General features: G+C 65.6%; 16 protein-coding genes. 6 read left to right on the top strand and 10 right to left on the bottom strand.

Translation table 11 applies throughout. The features are described 5' to 3' along the window. Positions 1-94 precede the first annotated feature (94 nt). The 3 genes from C479_RS11580 (at position 95) to argS (ending at position 4,137) form a co-directional block, all read left to right on the top strand. Positions 95-1,051 carry a succinylglutamate desuccinylase/aspartoacylase family protein gene (locus C479_RS11580; protein WP_007702599.1) on the top strand — a complete coding sequence of 319 codons (957 nt, stop codon included), beginning with the start codon at positions 95-97 and terminating at the stop codon, positions 1,049-1,051. Continuing rightward, positions 1,051-2,262, top strand: coding sequence for a pyridoxal-phosphate dependent enzyme (locus tag C479_RS11575; RefSeq protein ID WP_007702596.1), 1,212 nt, complete (start codon positions 1,051-1,053; stop codon positions 2,260-2,262). Before C479_RS11580 ends, C479_RS11575 begins: the two co-directional genes overlap by 1 nt. A 96-nt stretch (positions 2,263-2,358) precedes the next feature. Continuing rightward, entirely contained in the window at positions 2,359-4,137 is a 1,779-nt protein-coding gene (gene argS / locus C479_RS11570; protein WP_007702594.1) for an arginine--tRNA ligase, read from the top strand. Between the two features lie 230 nt (positions 4,138-4,367). Here the strand turns inward: argS and C479_RS11565 are convergent, their stop codons facing one another. After that, positions 4,368-4,718: a DUF7344 domain-containing protein gene (locus tag C479_RS11565; RefSeq protein WP_007702593.1), complete on the bottom strand. Its 351-nt coding sequence runs from the start codon at positions 4,716-4,718 to the stop codon at positions 4,368-4,370. Between the two features lie 77 nt (positions 4,719-4,795). Further along, positions 4,796-5,626: a MinD/ParA family ATP-binding protein gene (gene minD, locus C479_RS11560; RefSeq protein ID WP_007702592.1), complete on the bottom strand. Its 831-nt coding sequence runs from the start codon at positions 5,624-5,626 to the stop codon at positions 4,796-4,798. A gap of 135 nt (positions 5,627-5,761) precedes the next feature. Here minD and prf1 point away from each other — a divergent pair, with 135 nt between their 5' ends. Both prf1 and C479_RS11550 read left to right on the top strand, forming a co-directional pair. Beyond that, on the top strand, positions 5,762-7,021 hold the full coding sequence (prf1, locus tag C479_RS11555; RefSeq protein ID WP_007702591.1) for a peptide chain release factor aRF-1: 1,260 nt from the start codon (positions 5,762-5,764) through the stop codon (positions 7,019-7,021). A gap of 255 nt (positions 7,022-7,276) precedes the next feature. Then, positions 7,277-9,112, top strand: coding sequence for a bacterio-opsin activator domain-containing protein (locus tag C479_RS11550; protein ID WP_241430188.1), 1,836 nt, complete (start codon positions 7,277-7,279; stop codon positions 9,110-9,112). Positions 9,113-9,125: 13 nt separating this feature from the next. Here C479_RS11550 and C479_RS11545 read toward each other — a convergent pair whose 3' ends face one another. The 3 genes from C479_RS11545 to C479_RS11535 form a co-directional block, all read right to left on the bottom strand. After that, the gene (locus C479_RS11545) at positions 9,126-9,515 is read right to left on the bottom strand and encodes a DUF6276 family protein (protein ID WP_007702587.1); all 390 of its coding nucleotides are present in this window, start codon (positions 9,513-9,515) and stop codon (positions 9,126-9,128) included. A gap of 35 nt (positions 9,516-9,550) precedes the next feature. Then, positions 9,551-10,255, bottom strand: coding sequence for a V-type ATP synthase subunit D (locus C479_RS11540; protein WP_007702584.1), 705 nt, complete (start codon positions 10,253-10,255; stop codon positions 9,551-9,553). 108 nt (positions 10,256-10,363) lie between these two features. Beyond that, positions 10,364-10,567 (bottom strand): zinc ribbon domain-containing protein, encoded by a 204-nt coding sequence (locus tag C479_RS11535; RefSeq protein WP_007702582.1) that lies wholly within the window; start codon positions 10,565-10,567, stop codon positions 10,364-10,366. Positions 10,568-10,625: 58 nt separating this feature from the next. On the opposite strand from C479_RS11535, the gene C479_RS11530 reads away from it, so the two are divergent. Then, positions 10,626-10,841, top strand: a complete 216-nt coding sequence (locus tag C479_RS11530; RefSeq protein WP_007702580.1) for a hypothetical protein — start codon at positions 10,626-10,628, stop codon at positions 10,839-10,841. Positions 10,842-10,926: 85 nt separating this feature from the next. Here C479_RS11530 and C479_RS11525 read toward each other — a convergent pair whose 3' ends face one another. The 5 genes from C479_RS11525 to C479_RS11505 are packed head-to-tail and all read right to left on the bottom strand — an operon-like array spanning position 10,927 to position 16,071. Further along, the gene (locus C479_RS11525; RefSeq protein WP_007702578.1) at positions 10,927-12,354 is read right to left on the bottom strand and encodes an ATP synthase subunit B; all 1,428 of its coding nucleotides are present in this window, start codon (positions 12,352-12,354) and stop codon (positions 10,927-10,929) included. Between the two features lies 1 nt (position 12,355). Then, a complete protein-coding gene (locus C479_RS11520) occupies positions 12,356-14,119 on the bottom strand; it encodes an ATP synthase subunit A (RefSeq protein WP_007702576.1) in 1,764 nt (587 codons plus the stop codon). A 1-nt stretch (position 14,120) separates the two neighbouring features. Next, positions 14,121-14,444: a V-type ATP synthase subunit F gene (locus tag C479_RS11515; RefSeq protein WP_007702573.1), complete on the bottom strand. Its 324-nt coding sequence runs from the start codon at positions 14,442-14,444 to the stop codon at positions 14,121-14,123. Then, positions 14,441-15,493: a V-type ATP synthase subunit C gene (locus C479_RS11510; RefSeq protein WP_007702570.1), complete on the bottom strand. Its 1,053-nt coding sequence runs from the start codon at positions 15,491-15,493 to the stop codon at positions 14,441-14,443. The genes C479_RS11515 and C479_RS11510 overlap by 4 nt, the downstream gene beginning before the upstream one ends. Further along, on the bottom strand, positions 15,490-16,071 hold the full coding sequence (locus C479_RS11505; protein WP_007702567.1) for a V-type ATP synthase subunit E: 582 nt from the start codon (positions 16,069-16,071) through the stop codon (positions 15,490-15,492). Before C479_RS11505 ends, C479_RS11510 begins: the two co-directional genes overlap by 4 nt. Positions 16,072-16,075 lie beyond the last annotated feature (4 nt).

The raw sequence follows: 16,075 nt of genomic DNA, 5'->3' as shown, positions 1-16,075 counted from the left end.
CGAGCAGGACGACCGGGCGACGTGACCGCCCTCACCCGGGGGCCACGTGCCGGAGACCGAACCAGTAAAGACACGCGCCACCATCGTCCATCCCATGACGACGCTGGGAACGGCGAACGCGGCCCCCGGGGAGCTCGATACGGGTCGGCTCGAGGTCGGCGAGACCCGAGACGGCTCGCCGTTCGGGCTCCCGGTCGCCGTGATCAACGGGGCCGACGCCGGATCGACCCTCTACCTGCAAGCAGCGAGCGACGGCGACGAACTGAACGGCGTGGGTGTCCTCCAGCGCGTGGTGCCACAGCTCGATCCCGCCGAGCTGTCGGGGACGATCCTCGTGGTCGGGATCGTCAACTACCACGCCTATCAGGTCGCCGAACACCGTAACCCGATCGACGACCGGAAGATGAATCGGACCTACCCTGGCGACGAGACCGGGACCTCGAGCGAGCGCATCGCGGCGGCGACGTTCGACGCCGCGAGCCGGGCCGACCTCGTGCTCGACCTCCACCAGGGATCGACGAGCCGCATGATCGACGAGGTGCGCGTCCGCTGCGGCCAGCGCCACCGACTGCACGACGAGTGTCTCGAACTCGCGCGCGTCTTCGGCGCCGGCCACATTCTGGACCAGAAAGGGCCGGAGGGACAACTGGCCCGCGTCGCCCCGGACGAGGGGATCCCGACGGTCGACCCGGAACTCGGCGGCTGCGTCGGCTGGGACGAATCGAGCATCCAGACCGGCGTCGAGGGTGTCTTCAACGTGCTCCGGTACTACGGCTTCCTCGACGGGGACGCGACGGTCGAGCCCCAGACACGCGCCGACGACTTCGACCAGTTCAGTGCGCCGGCGGGCGGGCTCGTGACCCTCGCGTGCGATCTCGGTGACCGCGTCGAGGCCGGCGAGACGCTGTTTACGGTGACGACGCCGTTCGGTGAACCCAAGGCGACCGTCCGTGCGAAGACCGACGGCGTCGTCTGGCGGACCCGGCGACTGCCGCAGGTCGCCACCGGCGAGTACGTCTGTTCGGTCGGAACCGGGGTGGAGACGGTCTGATGGCGTCAGATCTCGTCTGCCCCGACTGCGACGCCGTCTACGAGGCCGGCCCCGACGAACCCTGGCGCTGTGGCTGCGGGCACGCCCTCGAGTTCGTCGACCGACCGTACCCGGAGGGCCATCCCCGGCCACTGTCGAGTCTCGACACCTCCCGCGGTCTCTGGACGTTCTTCGAGTTCCTCCCGATCGAGGAACACGTCACCTTCCACGAGGGGTTCACGCCGCTCGTCGACGCCCCCGAGTGGAACGCCGACTTCAAACTGGAGTACGTCTTCCCGTCGGGCTCGTTCAAAGACCGCGGGGCGACCACGACGCTCTCGCGGGCGGTCGAACTCGGCGTCGAGAAGGTGATCGAGGACTCCTCGGGCAACGCCGGCGCCGCGATCGCCACGTACGCCGCACGGGCGGGGCTCCCCGCCGACATATACGTCCCCGAGGACGTCAAACAGTCGAAGCTGATGGCGATCCAGCGCGTCGACGCCCGGCCCGTCCGGGTGCCGGGCTCGCGCGAGGACGTCACGGCCGCCTGCGTCGACGCCGTCGAGGGCGCCCGTGCGGCCACCGGCAACCAAAACGGCGCGGCGGCTGACCGGGAGGGCAGTGACGGCCACCCGAACCCCGCCGACGGCCATCCGGACGCCCCCTATCAGACCGGACGCGGCTGGTACGCCAGTCACGCCTGGAACCCCGCCTTCTACGCGGGGACGATGACGTTCGCCTTCGAGATCGCCGCCCAGCGCGAGTGGAGCGCCCCCGACGCGCTCGTCCTCCCGATCGGTCACGGGACGCTCTTCCTGGGGGCCTACCGCGGCTTCGACCTCCTCCGTGAGGCGGGCATCACCGACACGATGCCCCGTCTGCTCGGCGTCCAGTCGGTCGGCTACGACCCGATCGTCACCGTCGTCGACGGCGACCGCGTCGTCGAAGAGGGCGAATCCGAGGCCGCCATCGCCGACGGGATCCAGATCCGCGAGCCCGCCCGCGGCAGCCAGATCGTCGAGGCGATCGAAGCGACGGACGGGACCGCCATCGGCCTCGGCGACGGCGCAGTCGAGAACGCCCTCGATCGACTCCACCGCGGCGGGTTCTACGTCGAACCCACGACGGCCGTCGCGCCGGCCGCACTCGCCCACCTGCGGGAACTGGGCCACCTCGACGAAGACGAGGACGTCGTCGTGCCGTTGACCGGCTCCGGCCTGAAGACGATGTAGCTGCGTCCGACGACCGCCCCACCGCAGTGACCGCGCGGCATCCGCGGACCGGCCGAACCCGACATTCCTATACCCGCGCCCCGAAAACGGAGCGGTATGTTCCCAGCGCTTCGCGACGAGGTCGCGTCGGCGCTCGATGCGGCCCTCTCGGCCCGCGAGTTGCCGACCGACGACCTCGGGATCGAGGAACCGCCGGACGACGTCGACAGCGTCCTCGCCTCGAGCGTCGCCTTCCGGCTCGCCGGCGAGGTCGGTGCCGCGCCGCCACAGGTCGCCGCCGAGCTGGCCGACGAGATCGACGTCGACGAATTGCGCTACGTCGACCGCGTCGAGACCCAGGGACCTTACGTGAACTTCCTGCCGAGTCCCACCTACTACGCCGAGACGGTCGAGGCGGCGACGGCCGACGACTACGGACACCGGCCGGATCGTGACGAGTCGGTGGTCGTCGAGCACACGAGCGCCAACCCGACGGGACCGGTCCACGTCGGTCGCGCCCGCAACCCGATCATCGGCGACGCCGTCGCGACGCTGCTGTCCTACGCCGGCTACGACGTCGACCGTCACTACTACGTCAACGACGCCGGCCGCCAGATCGCCGTCTTCACCTGGGCCTACGAGACCTTCGACGAGGCCGACCTGCCCGAACCCCAGCGCGAGAAGGCCGACTACGAACTCGTCCGCTACTACCGCAAAGGCAACGCGTTCCTGGAGGACGGCCCGGCTGCCGAGGTCGAGGCCGCCGAGGCCGAGATCGAGTCGATCATGCAGGGACTCGAGGCCGGCGACGAAGACGCCTACGAGCGCGTGACCGAGGTCGTCGATCAGGTGCTCGGCGGCATGCGCGAGACGCTCGCGCGCCTCCCGGCCGAGTACGACGAGTTCGTCAAGGAGACGCGCTTCATGCAGGACGGCTCGACCGACGACGTCGTCTCGCGCCTGCAGGACGTAGACGAAGCGTTCTACGAGGACGGCGCCTGGCAACTCGACCTCTCGGCGTTCGGCATGGAGAAGCCGTTCGTCTTCCTGCGCGCCGACGGCACGTCCCTGTACACGACTCGCGATGTCGCCCACCACGAGTGGAAGTTCGAACAGTACGATCGCGCGGTGACGGTCATCGGCGAGGACCACGAGCTCACGTTCGAGGAACTCCGCAAAGCGCTCTCCCTCCTCGGTCACGATACCGAGAATCTGGAGCAACTATTCTACTCCTGGGTCAACCTCCCCGGCGGCGAGGGGATGAGCACCCGGGAGGGGACCGGTATCGATCTGGACGACCTGTTAGACGAGGCCATCGACCGCGCTCGCGAGGAGGTCGAAGACCGCCTCGACGACCGCATCCGCGACGACGACCTCACCGAGGACGACATCGAGCGCATCGCTCGACAGGTCGGTATCGGCGCCGTTCGCTACGACATCGTCGCCAAGCAACCGACCAAGGCCATCACCTTCGAGTGGGACCGCGCGCTCGACTTCGAGGCCCAGTCGGCGCCCTACGTGCAGTACGTCCACGCTCGCTGCTGTGGCATCCTCGAAGAGGCCGGCCTGGACCCCGGAAACGTACAGGACGGACTCGCGACGACGATCGACACGGACGCGCTCGCGACCGACGCCGAACGCGACCTGATCGAGACCATCGGCCGCTTCCCGTGGGAGATCGAGGAGGCCGCCGACGACCTCGAACCCCACCGCATCGCGACGTACACGCGCGAGTTCGCCGAGACGTTCAACGCGTTTTACCGGGAGTGCCCGGTCCTCGCCGACGACGTCGATACGGATACCCGAGACGCCCGCCTCGCGCTCGTCGCCGCCTCGAAGCACACGATGGCGAACGCGCTGAACGTCCTCGGTGTCGCCCCACCGCGGTCGATGTGAGCGAACCGGCCGCCTCACACCGGCGGTCGCAACCGCTCAGCCCGAGCATGTAACACGACGAACGGTGACCCGCGCTACCGGCTACCCTCGGTCTAGTCCGGCTGGCGATACAATCAGTCCGCCGATCAGTTCCCGTCCGTAAGCGTCGCGACAGTCGGCTGGCGATCGTCCGGGGCGAGTTCGGCAATCCGGTCGAGCGCGTCGAACCCATCGCTTCGAACCACGTCACCCTACCGGCTGTCCCACTCCAGGACGCCGTGGTCGACGAGCCGCGGGATGTGATTGTGGACGAGTTCGATCTGCGTCCGTTCGGCGGTCGCCGACGAGNACCGGCTGTCCCACTCCAGGACGCCGTGGTCGACGAGCCGCGGGATGTGATTGTGGACGAGTTCGATCTGCGTCCGTTCGGCGGTCGCCGACGAGCCAGCCGCCGACGGTGCCACACCGTCTCGATCGGAGAGTTCGGCCGCAAGCTCGTCGATCGGCCAGACCGCCCGGTCGCGGAACAGTTCGAGCACCGACCGCCGGATGGGGTCCGAGAGAAGTTCACAGGCCTCGGTTGTGTCGATGGGGGTAGCCATATCCAATTGCTCCGGCTGAAGGCGTATGACAATTTCCCCAAATTGTTTAGGCCTGCTACGGTCGAGCGGAGACGGGCTTAGGCGTCGGGTTCGGCGTCGGTAATCGCACTCGAGACGTCGCCGTGGGAGGCAGTGTCTTCCGAGTCGGCTGTCGAGGAATCATCCGCCGCCGCGTCGTCCGCCGACGGCCCGGCACTCTCGACGCCGGTCAACGTCGTGGCAAACTCGCGGTAGGCGACCGCTGCGTCACTCTCGGGAGCGTGGACGACGAGCGGTGTGCCCGCGTAGACGCTTGCTCTCACCGCCCTATCTTCCGGAATCGAACCGAGTTCCGCGACGCCCAGTTTCTCGGCGATGGTTTCTGGGGAGACGTCACCGGACGGGTGAGTCCGCGTGACGAGGAGGCCGGCGACCTCACCGTCGACCCGGTCGACGAGTTCGATCGTCCGCGAGACGTCCTGTACCGCGGCGGGTTCCGGCGTCGCGACGAGGACGACGGCGTCCGCGAGCCCGAGCGGGAGGACCGATTCGTGGCTCACGCCGGCGCCCACGTCGATGAGGACGTAGTCCACGCGATCACGGAGGGTCTCGACGACCTCGCCCAGGCCGTCGGGTTCCGTCTCGGCGTAGTCGGCGAGTTCGTTGCCGCTTGGCACCCCGACGATGTTTGCCGCGAGCCGGTAGGTCGCGTCCTCGATCGACGCCTCGCCCGAGAGCACGTCGTGAAGCGTCGCCGAGCCGGGAGAGAGACTGACGAATCCGGCCAGATTCGCCATCCCCAGGTCTGCGTCGACGATCGCGACCTGTTCACCCGCCTGCGCGAGGGCAGTCCCGAGGTTTACCGTCGTGGTCGTCTTCCCGACGCCACCCTTCCCGCTCGCGATGGCGTACACCGTCTCCTGGGGCATGGTCACTATCGAATCAGTGGGCCGGGATCACCTTAAATCGTGGCAACCCGTCCGACGGGCGGCAGACGCTGGCCGCCGATACGGGCGCTTATCGTGTCAACAGGTACTTAGCCCTCGCTCCGTTTCGTTTGGACAATGAGTAGCGAGGGAGCCGAGGGCCAAACCGACCGGAAGAAATACGAGTTCCGGAAGGTGATCGAGGACCTCAAAAATTACGAGGGGTCGGGGACCCAGCTCGTAACGATCTACGTCCCCGACGATCGCCAGATCAGTGACGTCGTCGCACACGTCACCCAGGAGCACTCCGAGGCCTCGAACATCAAGTCCAAGCAGACTCGGACGAACGTCCAGGACGCGTTGACGAGCATCAAAGACCGCCTCAAGTACTACGATACCTATCCCCCTGACAACGGGATGGTCCTGTTCTCGGGGGCCGTCGACTCCGGCGGCGGCCGGACCGAGATGGTCACCCAGGTCCTGGAGGGACCGCCCCAGCCGGTCGAATCCTTCCGCTATCACTGTGACTCGGACTTTCTCACCGAACCGCTCGATAATATGCTGGCCGACCAGGGGTTGTACGGCCTGGTCGTCCTCGATCGGCGGGAAGCGAACGTCGGCTGGCTGAAGGGCAAGCGAATCGAGCCGGTCAAGTCCGCCTCCTCGCTCGTCCCCGGGAAACAGCGCAAAGGGGGCCAGTCGGCCCAGCGATTCGCCCGCCTCCGACTCGAGGCGATCGACAACTTCTATCAGGAGGTCGCGGGCATGGCGAACGACCTCTTCGTCCCCGAACGCCACGAGATCGAAGGTATCCTCGTCGGCGGCCCCTCGCCCACCAAAGAGGAGTTCTTGGACGGCGACTACCTCCACCACGAGTTGCAAGACTCCGTCATTGGCAAGTTCGACGTCTCCTACACCGACGAGTCGGGGCTCCGCGAACTCGTCGACAACGCCCAGGACGCGCTGGCCGACGCGGAGGTAATGAAAGACAAGCGCCAGATGGAGACCTTCTTCGAGGAACTCAACGCCGGCGAGCTGGCCACCTACGGGTTCGAACAGACCCGGCGAAATCTGGTGATGGGCTCCGTCGAACGGCTCCTGATCAGCGAGGACCTCCGCAAGGACGTCATCAGTTACGAGTGTCCCGACTGTGGCACCACCGACCGCGAGGTCGTCGACCGGCGCAAATCGACAACCGATCACACTTGTAGCGAGTGTGGGACGGAAGTGGACGCCGACGACGCCGAACGCGAGGACGCGATCGAACACCTGATCGAGATCGCCGAACAGCGCGGCACGGAGACGAAGTTCATCTCGACGGACTTCGAGAAAGGCGAGCAACTCTACGATGCCTTCGGCGGCTTTGCCGGCATCCTCCGGTACTCGACCGGCGTCTAAGAGCCCCATTACCCCGTCGTTCCTACCGCCCATCGACCGCTCTCGGTTCGTCCGTCCATCCATCTCGTCACGGTCGACCGTTCCGGCACCTTGGTATAATCGTCCGATCGATCATCGCCCGCTCTCGATTCTCGCGAGTGCTCCGCCCACCGCCCCCTGTTCGCTCACGACCAGCTGCAGATGGGTGCCGAAGACAGCGACACGGCCGACGCCGCCGACGGAATTCTTAAACCCGTGACCGTATACGATGGTCATATGTCATCACCGGCTGGCGAGGAAAATGGAGACACCGACGTTCGAGCGGTGTTTTCGTCGGCCGGACCCGGTGAGCCGCTCTCGACGGGTGAAGTCGCCGACGCGGTCGGTCGCGATCCGACGGTCGTCGCCGATCAGTTGGCGGCGCTCGCCAAAGCGGGCGTCCTCGATTCGAAATCGATCGACGGCGGTAAACGGCTCTGGTGGGAGCGATCCACCAACGATCGAGGGCCGTTCGAGGCAACCGGCTCGCTGGCCCGGCGTGTCGTCGAGGTAATCGGCGAGCCAGTCTTCGAGATCGACGCCGACGGTACGCTCGTCGCGGTCAACGACGCGTTCACCGCCCTCCTGGGCTCCGACCGCGAGGAGGTTCAGGGACGGCCACTGTCGTCGATCGGCCCCGGAAACGTCACGACACAACTCGACGCCCGGCTCCGCGCGACCGAGGACGAAACGACGACGACCGACCTCTCGCTCGAATTCGAACTGGAGCGCGTCGACGGAACGACGGTCCCCGTCACGACGGCGTTCGGCGTGTGGACCGACGACGCGGGTGCACTTCTGGGTGCCGTCGGAATCGTCCGAGACGACCGTGATCGAAACGCTCGTGAGGAGACGCTCGCCCGCCAGCAAGAACGGCTGGCGATCTTGAACGATCTTCACGATATCGTTAGCGACGTGACCGCCGCTGCGCTCGAAGGGTCGACGCGAGACGAGATCGAAGACGCGGTCTGTACCAAACTCGTCCAGTCGGACGCCTACGCCGGTGCCTGCATCGCCGAAGTAGACCCGACGGGATCGGAACTACAGCCGCGCATCGAACGCGGTTTCGACGGCTACGCCGACGAAGTGACGATCTCCACCGATCCGGAATCGCCCCTCGGACAGGGACCCGCCGCCCGCGCCGTCCGAACGAGAGAGGTCCAGACCTGCCCCAACGTCCAGGCGGACCCCACGTTCGAACCCTGGCGGGAGGTCGCCGCTCGACACGGCTTTTCGGGCTGTGTCGCGATCCCGATCTGCCACGAATCGACGCTGTACGGCTTGCTCTGTCTCTACACCGACCGAGACGACGCCTTCGACGAGGACGAACGAGCAGTCATCGGCCAACTGGGCGAGACCGTCGGCCACGCCATCTCCGCCGCGGAACGCAAACGGGCGATGATGAGCGACGACATTATCGAAATCGGCCTACAGTGTCGAGATTTCTTCGAGACACTCGGACTGAGTCACTCCCCATCAGGCACGGCCGAGTTCCACCAGACGGTCCCCGTCGGCGACGATTCGTACGTCCTCTACGGAACCGCCAGTGACGGCGGTCTGGCCGCCGTCGAAGCACTCGTAGACGCCGACGAAACGCCCCAGTACGAGTCCTACGAGGTTATCTCGACCGATGGCGACGAGGCGAGTTTCGAAATCACACTCGCGAACGCACCGATCCCCTCCGTCGTCGCCGCCAACGGCGGCTACGTCGACGACGTGCAGCTCGTCGATGGCGACCTGTTTACCCGCGTTCACCTCCCGCCTGGCGCCGACGTGTCCCGCCTGATCGCTGGCCTTCGCGACAATTACCCTGGCATCGAACCGGTAACCAGACGCCAGAAGACGAAACGGCGCCTGACCGAAGACGACGTCTCGTCGGTCCTCGAATCGGCGCTCACCGAGCGCCAGCTGGCGGCCCTGAAAGCCGGGTACTACGCCGGCTTCTTCGAGTGGCCGCGCGACAGTTCCGGCGAAGACGTGGCCGAGACGCTCGATATCAGCCCCGCAACCTTCCATCAGCACGTCCGCACGGCTGAACGGAAGATCCTCGACGAATTCCTCGACGGGCGCTGATCGACCCCGCGGGTCAGTACAGGAGACTCTCGAGTTTGTCCCGACGGCGCTCCAGATCGATCGCCGGCTCCACGTCAGGATCGTCGATCAGCCGATCGATCACCAGCAGCGTGTCGGTGCCAGCCCGCTCGGCGGCATCTAGCGCCGATTCGATCGCCGACCGGTTCAGCGCCAGCGAATCCAGGAGTCCCAGCGCGAGCGCAAGCGCGATAGCACCCTCACCGTCCGGGAAAGCCACACTGATCCGGGAGAAATCGGGCTCGGGCGACGACGCGTCCGGAACTGCAGCGACGGTCAGACAGCGAGGGCAGATCGCCGCCACAGCCGCCTCGTCAGGCGCACACGCCCGAAGTGACTCGGTGACGGTGAAGACGACTGGGTCGACGGTACACGGGCAATCCATAGAAGAGAAAAATCGGGGACGCGAGTCGTGCGAACTCAGTCGCCGCCGGCGACGGATTCCTGGACGTCGGCGTCGACGAACGGATCGGTTTCCTCGGCAGCGGCCTCCGCTTCTTCGGCCTCTTTCTTGTCTTTGATCTTCTTCATGCGGAAGATCTCCTCGCGTTCTTGCTCTTCGAGTTTCTGCTCGATGTACTCCTCGCTCTCGTAGAGGTCGGGAAGCAGTTTGAACTCGAGAGCGTTGACACGACGTTTCGTGGTCTCGATCTCCTCTAACATCTTCTTCATCGCCGTCTCGACTTCGGCGGCGAGGATGATGCTCTCTAAGAGGTCTTCGTAGGCCTCGGCGGCCTCGTCGATACGGGCCGAGGTGCCCATGAGCCCGTAGCCGCGCTGGTCCAGACTCTTCGAGACGCGCGAGGACTCGATCTGCGGGACGACGACACCCATGATGTTCTTCGACTCGGTGGTGATCTCGGGGTGTTCCTGCAGCGCCGCGGCGGCACCGCGTACCGCGACGTCGCCCTCCATCGCACGGGCCATGTTGATCGTCCGCTGGGCCTCCTCGTAGTCCGAAGTGAGTTCGCCCCGGACGTCCTGCGCGCGATCGAGGATGTCCATGAACTCCATGATGAGGCCGTCGCGCTTCTGCTCTAGCGTGCCGTGGCCCCGCTCTGAGAGTTCGATGCGATCCTCGATCGCCATCAACTCCTTGCGGGTCGGTTTGACGTCGGTGGCCATCTTACCGAGACCTTTCGCACCCAAGCGGATAACTGTTTTCAGATGTGCCGGAGACGGGCCAGCGACGACGTCCGACCGCGTCCGGAACCACCCGACACCAACGCCGACTTACCCCAGAAACAGATCGATCATATTACCCGAAGACTGGTTTCGGTACAGCTCCGAGTAGCCGCAATTGGTGCAACTGACGACCTGGAAACTTCGATTCTGGATGTCGAACATCTTGGAGAGCCCACCACCCGTCGTCGAGATCTTGTCCGTCTCCGTCTTCGTGTGCCCGCACTTCGGACAGCCGCGTTCTCCGTCCTCCATAGCCGCCAGTTCTCACCAGAGAACAAAGTATTTGCCGGTCGAGTTGACACGTATGTATATGGTAGCCGCGACGCTGGTCGCCTTTCTCTTCGTTTCGCTCGCCGCGTTCCTCTGTCTCTGGTGGCTGATCGAGAGAGAAACCGCCGATCCGCCAGTGATGGACCGGGGGGAGGCCGAACGGCGCGCGATCGAACAGGGCGGACGCGGAACGAAGGAAGGGTCACCGGACGATCGGCCGAATGACGAACGCGACGATGGTGTCGGCTGGGACTGATTGAACTGATAGCAACCGTTCGAGACTAGCGACGCATCGGTCCAACGCGTTCGAAACCGACAGCAGAACGGAAAGCCGCGAGCGATCAGTCCGCGGACGCTTCGACCGTCTCGCTCTCGTCTTCGATGTAGTACTGGTCGATGAACTCCTCGTCGACGCGGTTGAGTTCCGACTTCGGGAGCATCGAGAGGAGCTTCCAGCCGACGCCGAGCGTCTCCTCGATCGTCCGGTTGGTGTCGAAGCCCTGCTGGATGAACTCCGCTTCGAACCGCTCGGCGAAGTCGAGGTACTTGTTGTCACGCTCGGAGAGCGCTTCGCGACCGACGATGTTCACGAGGTCGCGCAGGTCCTCACCCTCCGCGTACGCGGCGTAGAGCTGGTCGGAGACGTCGCCGTGATCCCCACGGGTGAGGCCCTCGCCGATCCCGTCGTCCATCAGACGGGACAGGGACGGCAGAACGTCGATCGGCGGCTCGACACCCTGACTGTTCAGGGATCGGTCGACGATGATCTGACCCTCCGTGATGTAGCCGGTCAGGTCCGGGATCGGGTGGGTGATGTCGTCGGATGGCATCGTCAGGATCGGAATCTGCGTGACCGACCCCTCCTGGCCCTCGATCCGACCCGCCCGCTCGTAGAGCTGGGCCAGGTCGGTGTACATGTATCCGGGGTAGCCACGGCGACCCGGGACCTCCTCGCGTGCGGCGCCGATCTCGCGCAGCGCCTCACAGTAGTTGGTCATGTCGGTGAGGATGACCAGGACGTGGTAGTCCTTCTCGAACGCGAGGTACTCGGCGGTCGTCAGCGCCAGTCGCGGCGTGACCGTCCGCTCGACGGCGGGGTCGTCCGCGAGGTTCATGAAGACGACCGAGCGCTCCAGCGCGCCGGTGCGCTCGAAGTCTTCCATGAACTCGTTGGCCTCTTCCTGCGTGATCCCCATCGCACCGAAGATCACCGCGAACTCGGAGCCATCGTCGTCTCCGTCGTCACTTTCCTCGTCTTCTTCCGGAACAGAGGCCTGGCGCGCGATCTGCAGCGCCAGATCGTTGTGCGGCAGGCCGGAGCCCGAGAAGATCGGGAGCTTCTGGCCGCGCACGAGCGTGTTCATGCCGTCGATACCGGAGACACCGGTCTGGATGAACGCTTCCGGGTACTCCCGGGAGTAGGGATTGATCGCCTCGCCGACGATGTCCTGCCGTTCGTCCGGAACGATTTCCGGTCCTCCGTCGATCGGGTTCCCGGAGCCGTCTAACACCCGTCCGAGGAGATCCTCGGTGACGGGCATCTTCATGGTCTCGCCGAGGAAGCGGACCGACGCGTTGCGGTCGATCCCCTCGGTCCCCTCGAACACCTGGATCGCGACGAGCCCTTCGCTCGACTCCAAGACCTGCCCGCGCAGCGTCTCGCCGGCGGGCGTCTCGATCTCGACCATCTCGTCGTAGCCGACGGCTTCGTCGACCTCGGCGAAGACCAGCGGTCCGCTGACCTCCGTGATCGTCTGGTACTCCTTCATGTTAGTACAACCCCCTGAGCTGCTCGGCGAGATCAGCTTCGATCTCGTCGATGAACTCGTCGTACTCCTCGGCCGTACCCATCCGGTTCAGCCGCGGTGCGGCGTCGACGCCCTGAATCTCGTCGACCGGGACGCCAGCGTCGAGTGCCTCGAAGGCCTCGTCGTTGAACGTCTTGATCGCCCCGAGCATCTGGTAGGTCTTCTCGGGTTCACAGTAGGTGTCGACGTCGTGTAAGGCGTTTTGCTGCAGCCACGCCTCGCGGAGGTAGCGCGCGACCTCGAGGGTCAGCTGCTGGTCCTCCGGCAGCGCGTCCTTGCCGACGAGCTGGACGATCTCCTGCAGTTCCGCCTCCTCGTCGAGCGTGTCGACGGCCCACTGGCGGATATCCGGCCAGTCGCCGGCGACGTTGTCCGTGAACCAGGGATCGAGCTGGCCACGATACAGCGAGTAGGACTCGTCCCAGTTGATCGCCGGGAAGTGTCGACGCTCGGCGAGGTCTGCGTCCAGCGCCCAGAACGTCTTGACGATGCGCAGCGTGTTCTGGGTGACCGGCTCGGAGAAGTCCCCACCCGGTGGCGACACCGCGCCGACGACCGAGATGGATCCTTCGCCACCGTTTTGCAGTTCGAATCGACCGGCGCGCTCGTAGAACTCCGCCAGTCGCGCGGCGAGGTAGGCCGGGTAGCCCTCCTCGCCGGGCATCTCCTCCAGTCGGGAGGAGATCTCGCGCATGGCCTCGGCCCACCGCGAGGTGGAGTCGGCCATCAGCGCGACGTCGTAGCCCATGTCGCGGTAGTACTCCGCGATCGTGATTCCCGTATAGATGCAGGACTCACGCGCGGCGACGGGCATGTTCGACGTATTGGCGATGAGGCACGTCCGGGCCATCAGCGGGTTCCCGGTCTGCGGGTCCGGCAGTTCCGGGAAGTCCTCGATGACCTCGGTCATCTCGTTGCCGCGCTCGCCACAGCCGATGTAGACGACGATGTCCGCGTCGGACCACTTGGCCAGCTGCTGCTGGGTGACGGTCTTGCCGGAGCCGAACGGTCCCGGAATCGCGGCCGTCCCACCCTTTGCGAGGGGGAAGAGGCCGTCCTGGATCCGCTGACCCGTGACGAGCGGTTCCGTCGGGGTGCGTTTCTCGGCGGCTGGACGGGCGGTCCGAACCGGCCACTCCTGGTGCATCGAAATCCCCTCGCCGGTGTCGAGTTCGACGACCGTCTCCTCGACGGTGAACTCGCCGGACTCGACGGCGACGACTTCGCCGCCCTCGGAGTCGGGCGGGACCATCACCTTGTGTTCGATGGTGACGGTCTCCGGAACGACGCCGACGACGTCGCCGGGCTCGACGATGTCGCCCTCGTCGACCTTGGGTTCGAATTCCCAGGTCTCCTCCAGGTCGATACCCGGTGCGTCGACACCGCGGTCGAGGAACGCCGATCCCATCTTCTCCTCTAGGGCGTCGAGCGGGCGCTGGACCCCGTCGTAGATGGAGTCGAGCATCCCCGGTCCGAGGTCGACGGAGAGGGGGTCGCCCGTGTTCTCGACGGGCTCTCCGGGGCCGACCCCGGAGGTCTCCTCGTAGACCTGGATCGTTGTGACGTTTCCTTCGATCTCGATAACCTCGCCCATCAGCCCTTCGTCGCCCACGTAGACGACGTCGTTCATCCGGGCGTCGAGGTCCGTGGCGGTCACGACGGGACCGCTCACGCTGTCGATAACACCGTCCTCCTGGACGGTCTCTGTATCTGTTGCCTGACTCATACTAGTCTTCTTCCTCCATCAGGTCGATCCCGATCGCGCGTTTGATCTGCTCGCGCAGTCCGCTGCCGCCGGTACCGCTGCCGATCGTGACGACGACGGGTTCGACACTCGTTTCGACGCGCTCGCGGACGCCCCGCGAGAGGTGCTCGACGTCGTCGTCGTGCATGACGACGATACCGACACCGTCGTCGAGAACTCGCTCGGCCGCGTCGTCGAGTTCGTCGTCCTTGTCGTCGTCGGCCACGTTTTCGAACCGTCTGACGCCGGCGAGTCGGAATCCAGTCGTAAACTCCGGGCTGCCGACGACGGCGATTTCCTGGCTCATAGGACCACCAGTTCGTCTTCGATCTCCGCTTCGGAGAGGCCGACTTCGCGACCGCGCGCGATGGCGCGGATGTTCTCGACCTCTCGTTCTTTCGCGAGGATGTACGAGAGCACCGCCGATACCGACACCGGGTAGATGCTCGAGAGTCGGTCCGAGTACTCGAGCAGCGCCGCGTCGAGGGCGTGCTCGAACTGGATGAGGCTGTCGGCCTCGCGCAGTTGATCGAGTGCGGTCGACAGGCGGTCACCGTACGTCCGATCCTCGGTGATGTGTGTGACGAGTTCGTCGCGATCGTTCACCAGTCGGTTCAGTTCCGACTCGGTGAACAGGGTACCGCCCTCGATGTAGAACGCCGACGGATCGAGGTCGGCTCCACTTCGGGCGAGCCTGAGCGCGTTCCGGGCGTTCCGGAAGTCGATCTCGGCCTGCAGGAACTCGACGTACATCGCTTCGGGCCCCTCCTGCGGGCGACCGAGGTCGGCCAGCAGGCGCTCGTAGAACGTCCGGTCGAGGGCGTTCTCGAGCGGAACGAGCGTACCGGACTCCTCGTAGACCTCGAACGCGGCCGACAGCGGCTCGTAGAAGATCGTCCGGTTCAACAGTTCGATCACGTCTTCGATCTCGCCGGCGTCGACGAGTCGGTCGAGCAGGGCGTCGTCGAGCTCGCCGGCGCGGATGAGATCCGTGCGGATCTCCTCGGCCGGCGTGTCCGTGTAGATGCCCCGAATAACCGTCTTGACGTTCCAGACGTCGAACTTGCGCAGATACCGGGCGATCAGGTCGTACAGCCGCCCCTCCGACCAGTCGAGCAGGTCGTCGAAGTGTTTCGCGAGGTTGCGATTGAGGGCGTACTCGATCAGGTCGACGCCCGAAAAGCGTGCGCCGAGTTCGTTGATCTCGTCTTCGTACTCGCGCTCTTCCATGAACCGCGCGATACCGCTCGGCCCCATCCGGATCAGCTTCCGGTAGTCTTCGTCGGCGAACAGCGTCGCTCTGCGTGACCGGACGCGTGCGTTGACGAACTCCGGATTCGAGGCACCTGCACTCATTGCTCGAACAGTTGCTCGCTGATTTCGCGGAGATTGTCCTCCCAGACGTCTGCGAGGACCGAGTCGAACGTGTTGTTGACCCGGACTCGCGATCCCTCGCTTTCGACGACGACGCCGCCGAGGCAGTCGTACTCGCCGGCCACCTCGTAGCCGTCGTAGTCGTCGACGATGGATTCCAGGAGCTCCTGATCTCCGGCACGACCGTAGACGCGCACGTCGTCACCGGCCTCGAACTCGTCGCTTGCAGCCGAAAGCAGCGTTCGGGTGAGTTCCTCGCGAGTGTCACCGTCGAGGGAGGTAAGCTCCTCCTCGACGGCCTCGCGAACGTCGCCCAGCACGTCGCGGCGCGCCTCGAGACGCTCCTGCTTGGCCTCGAGTTGCGCACTGGAGAGGCGCTGTTCGCGCAGCTGCTCGATCTCGCGGTCGGCCTCCCGTTCGGCCTGCTCGCGGATCTCCGCAGCGTCGTCCTCGGCGTCGGCGACGATCTCGTCGGCGCGAGTCTCGGCCTCTTCGCGGAGTTCCTCCGCACGCGCGTGGGCTTCCTCTCGAATATCCGCTACGACAGTATCCAAACTCATTGTG

Source organism: Halovivax asiaticus JCM 14624 (genome assembly GCF_000337515.1).
Lineage (GTDB): Archaea > Halobacteriota > Halobacteria > Halobacteriales > Natrialbaceae > Halovivax > Halovivax asiaticus.
The sequence above is the reverse complement of the archived record's forward strand: the minus strand, read 5'-3'. Positions and strand labels throughout refer to the sequence as shown.

Excerpts from the sequence above, each read along its gene's own strand:
- C479_RS11580 (WP_007702599.1), top strand. The coding sequence starts at position 95 with ATGACGACGCTGGGAACGGCGAACGCGGCCCCCGGGGAGCTCGATACG.
- C479_RS11575 (WP_007702596.1), top strand. The coding sequence starts at position 1,051 with ATGGCGTCAGATCTCGTCTGCCCCGACTGCGACGCCGTCTACGAGGCC.
- argS (WP_007702594.1), top strand. The coding sequence starts at position 2,359 with ATGTTCCCAGCGCTTCGCGACGAGGTCGCGTCGGCGCTCGATGCGGCC.
- minD (WP_007702592.1), bottom strand. The coding sequence starts at position 5,626 with ATGCCCCAGGAGACGGTGTACGCCATCGCGAGCGGGAAGGGTGGCGTC.
- prf1 (WP_007702591.1), top strand. The coding sequence starts at position 5,762 with ATGAGTAGCGAGGGAGCCGAGGGCCAAACCGACCGGAAGAAATACGAG.
- C479_RS11550 (WP_241430188.1), top strand. The coding sequence starts at position 7,277 with ATGTCATCACCGGCTGGCGAGGAAAATGGAGACACCGACGTTCGAGCG.
- C479_RS11545 (WP_007702587.1), bottom strand. The coding sequence starts at position 9,515 with ATGGATTGCCCGTGTACCGTCGACCCAGTCGTCTTCACCGTCACCGAG.
- C479_RS11540 (WP_007702584.1), bottom strand. The coding sequence starts at position 10,255 with ATGGCCACCGACGTCAAACCGACCCGCAAGGAGTTGATGGCGATCGAG.
- C479_RS11535 (WP_007702582.1), bottom strand. The coding sequence starts at position 10,567 with ATGGAGGACGGAGAACGCGGCTGTCCGAAGTGCGGGCACACGAAGACG.
- C479_RS11530 (WP_007702580.1), top strand. The coding sequence starts at position 10,626 with ATGGTAGCCGCGACGCTGGTCGCCTTTCTCTTCGTTTCGCTCGCCGCG.
- C479_RS11525 (WP_007702578.1), bottom strand. The coding sequence starts at position 12,354 with ATGAAGGAGTACCAGACGATCACGGAGGTCAGCGGACCGCTGGTCTTC.
- C479_RS11520 (WP_007702576.1), bottom strand. The coding sequence starts at position 14,119 with ATGAGTCAGGCAACAGATACAGAGACCGTCCAGGAGGACGGTGTTATC.
- C479_RS11515 (WP_007702573.1), bottom strand. The coding sequence starts at position 14,444 with ATGAGCCAGGAAATCGCCGTCGTCGGCAGCCCGGAGTTTACGACTGGA.
- C479_RS11510 (WP_007702570.1), bottom strand. The coding sequence starts at position 15,493 with ATGAGTGCAGGTGCCTCGAATCCGGAGTTCGTCAACGCACGCGTCCGG.
- C479_RS11505 (WP_007702567.1), bottom strand. The coding sequence starts at position 16,071 with ATGAGTTTGGATACTGTCGTAGCGGATATTCGAGAGGAAGCCCACGCG.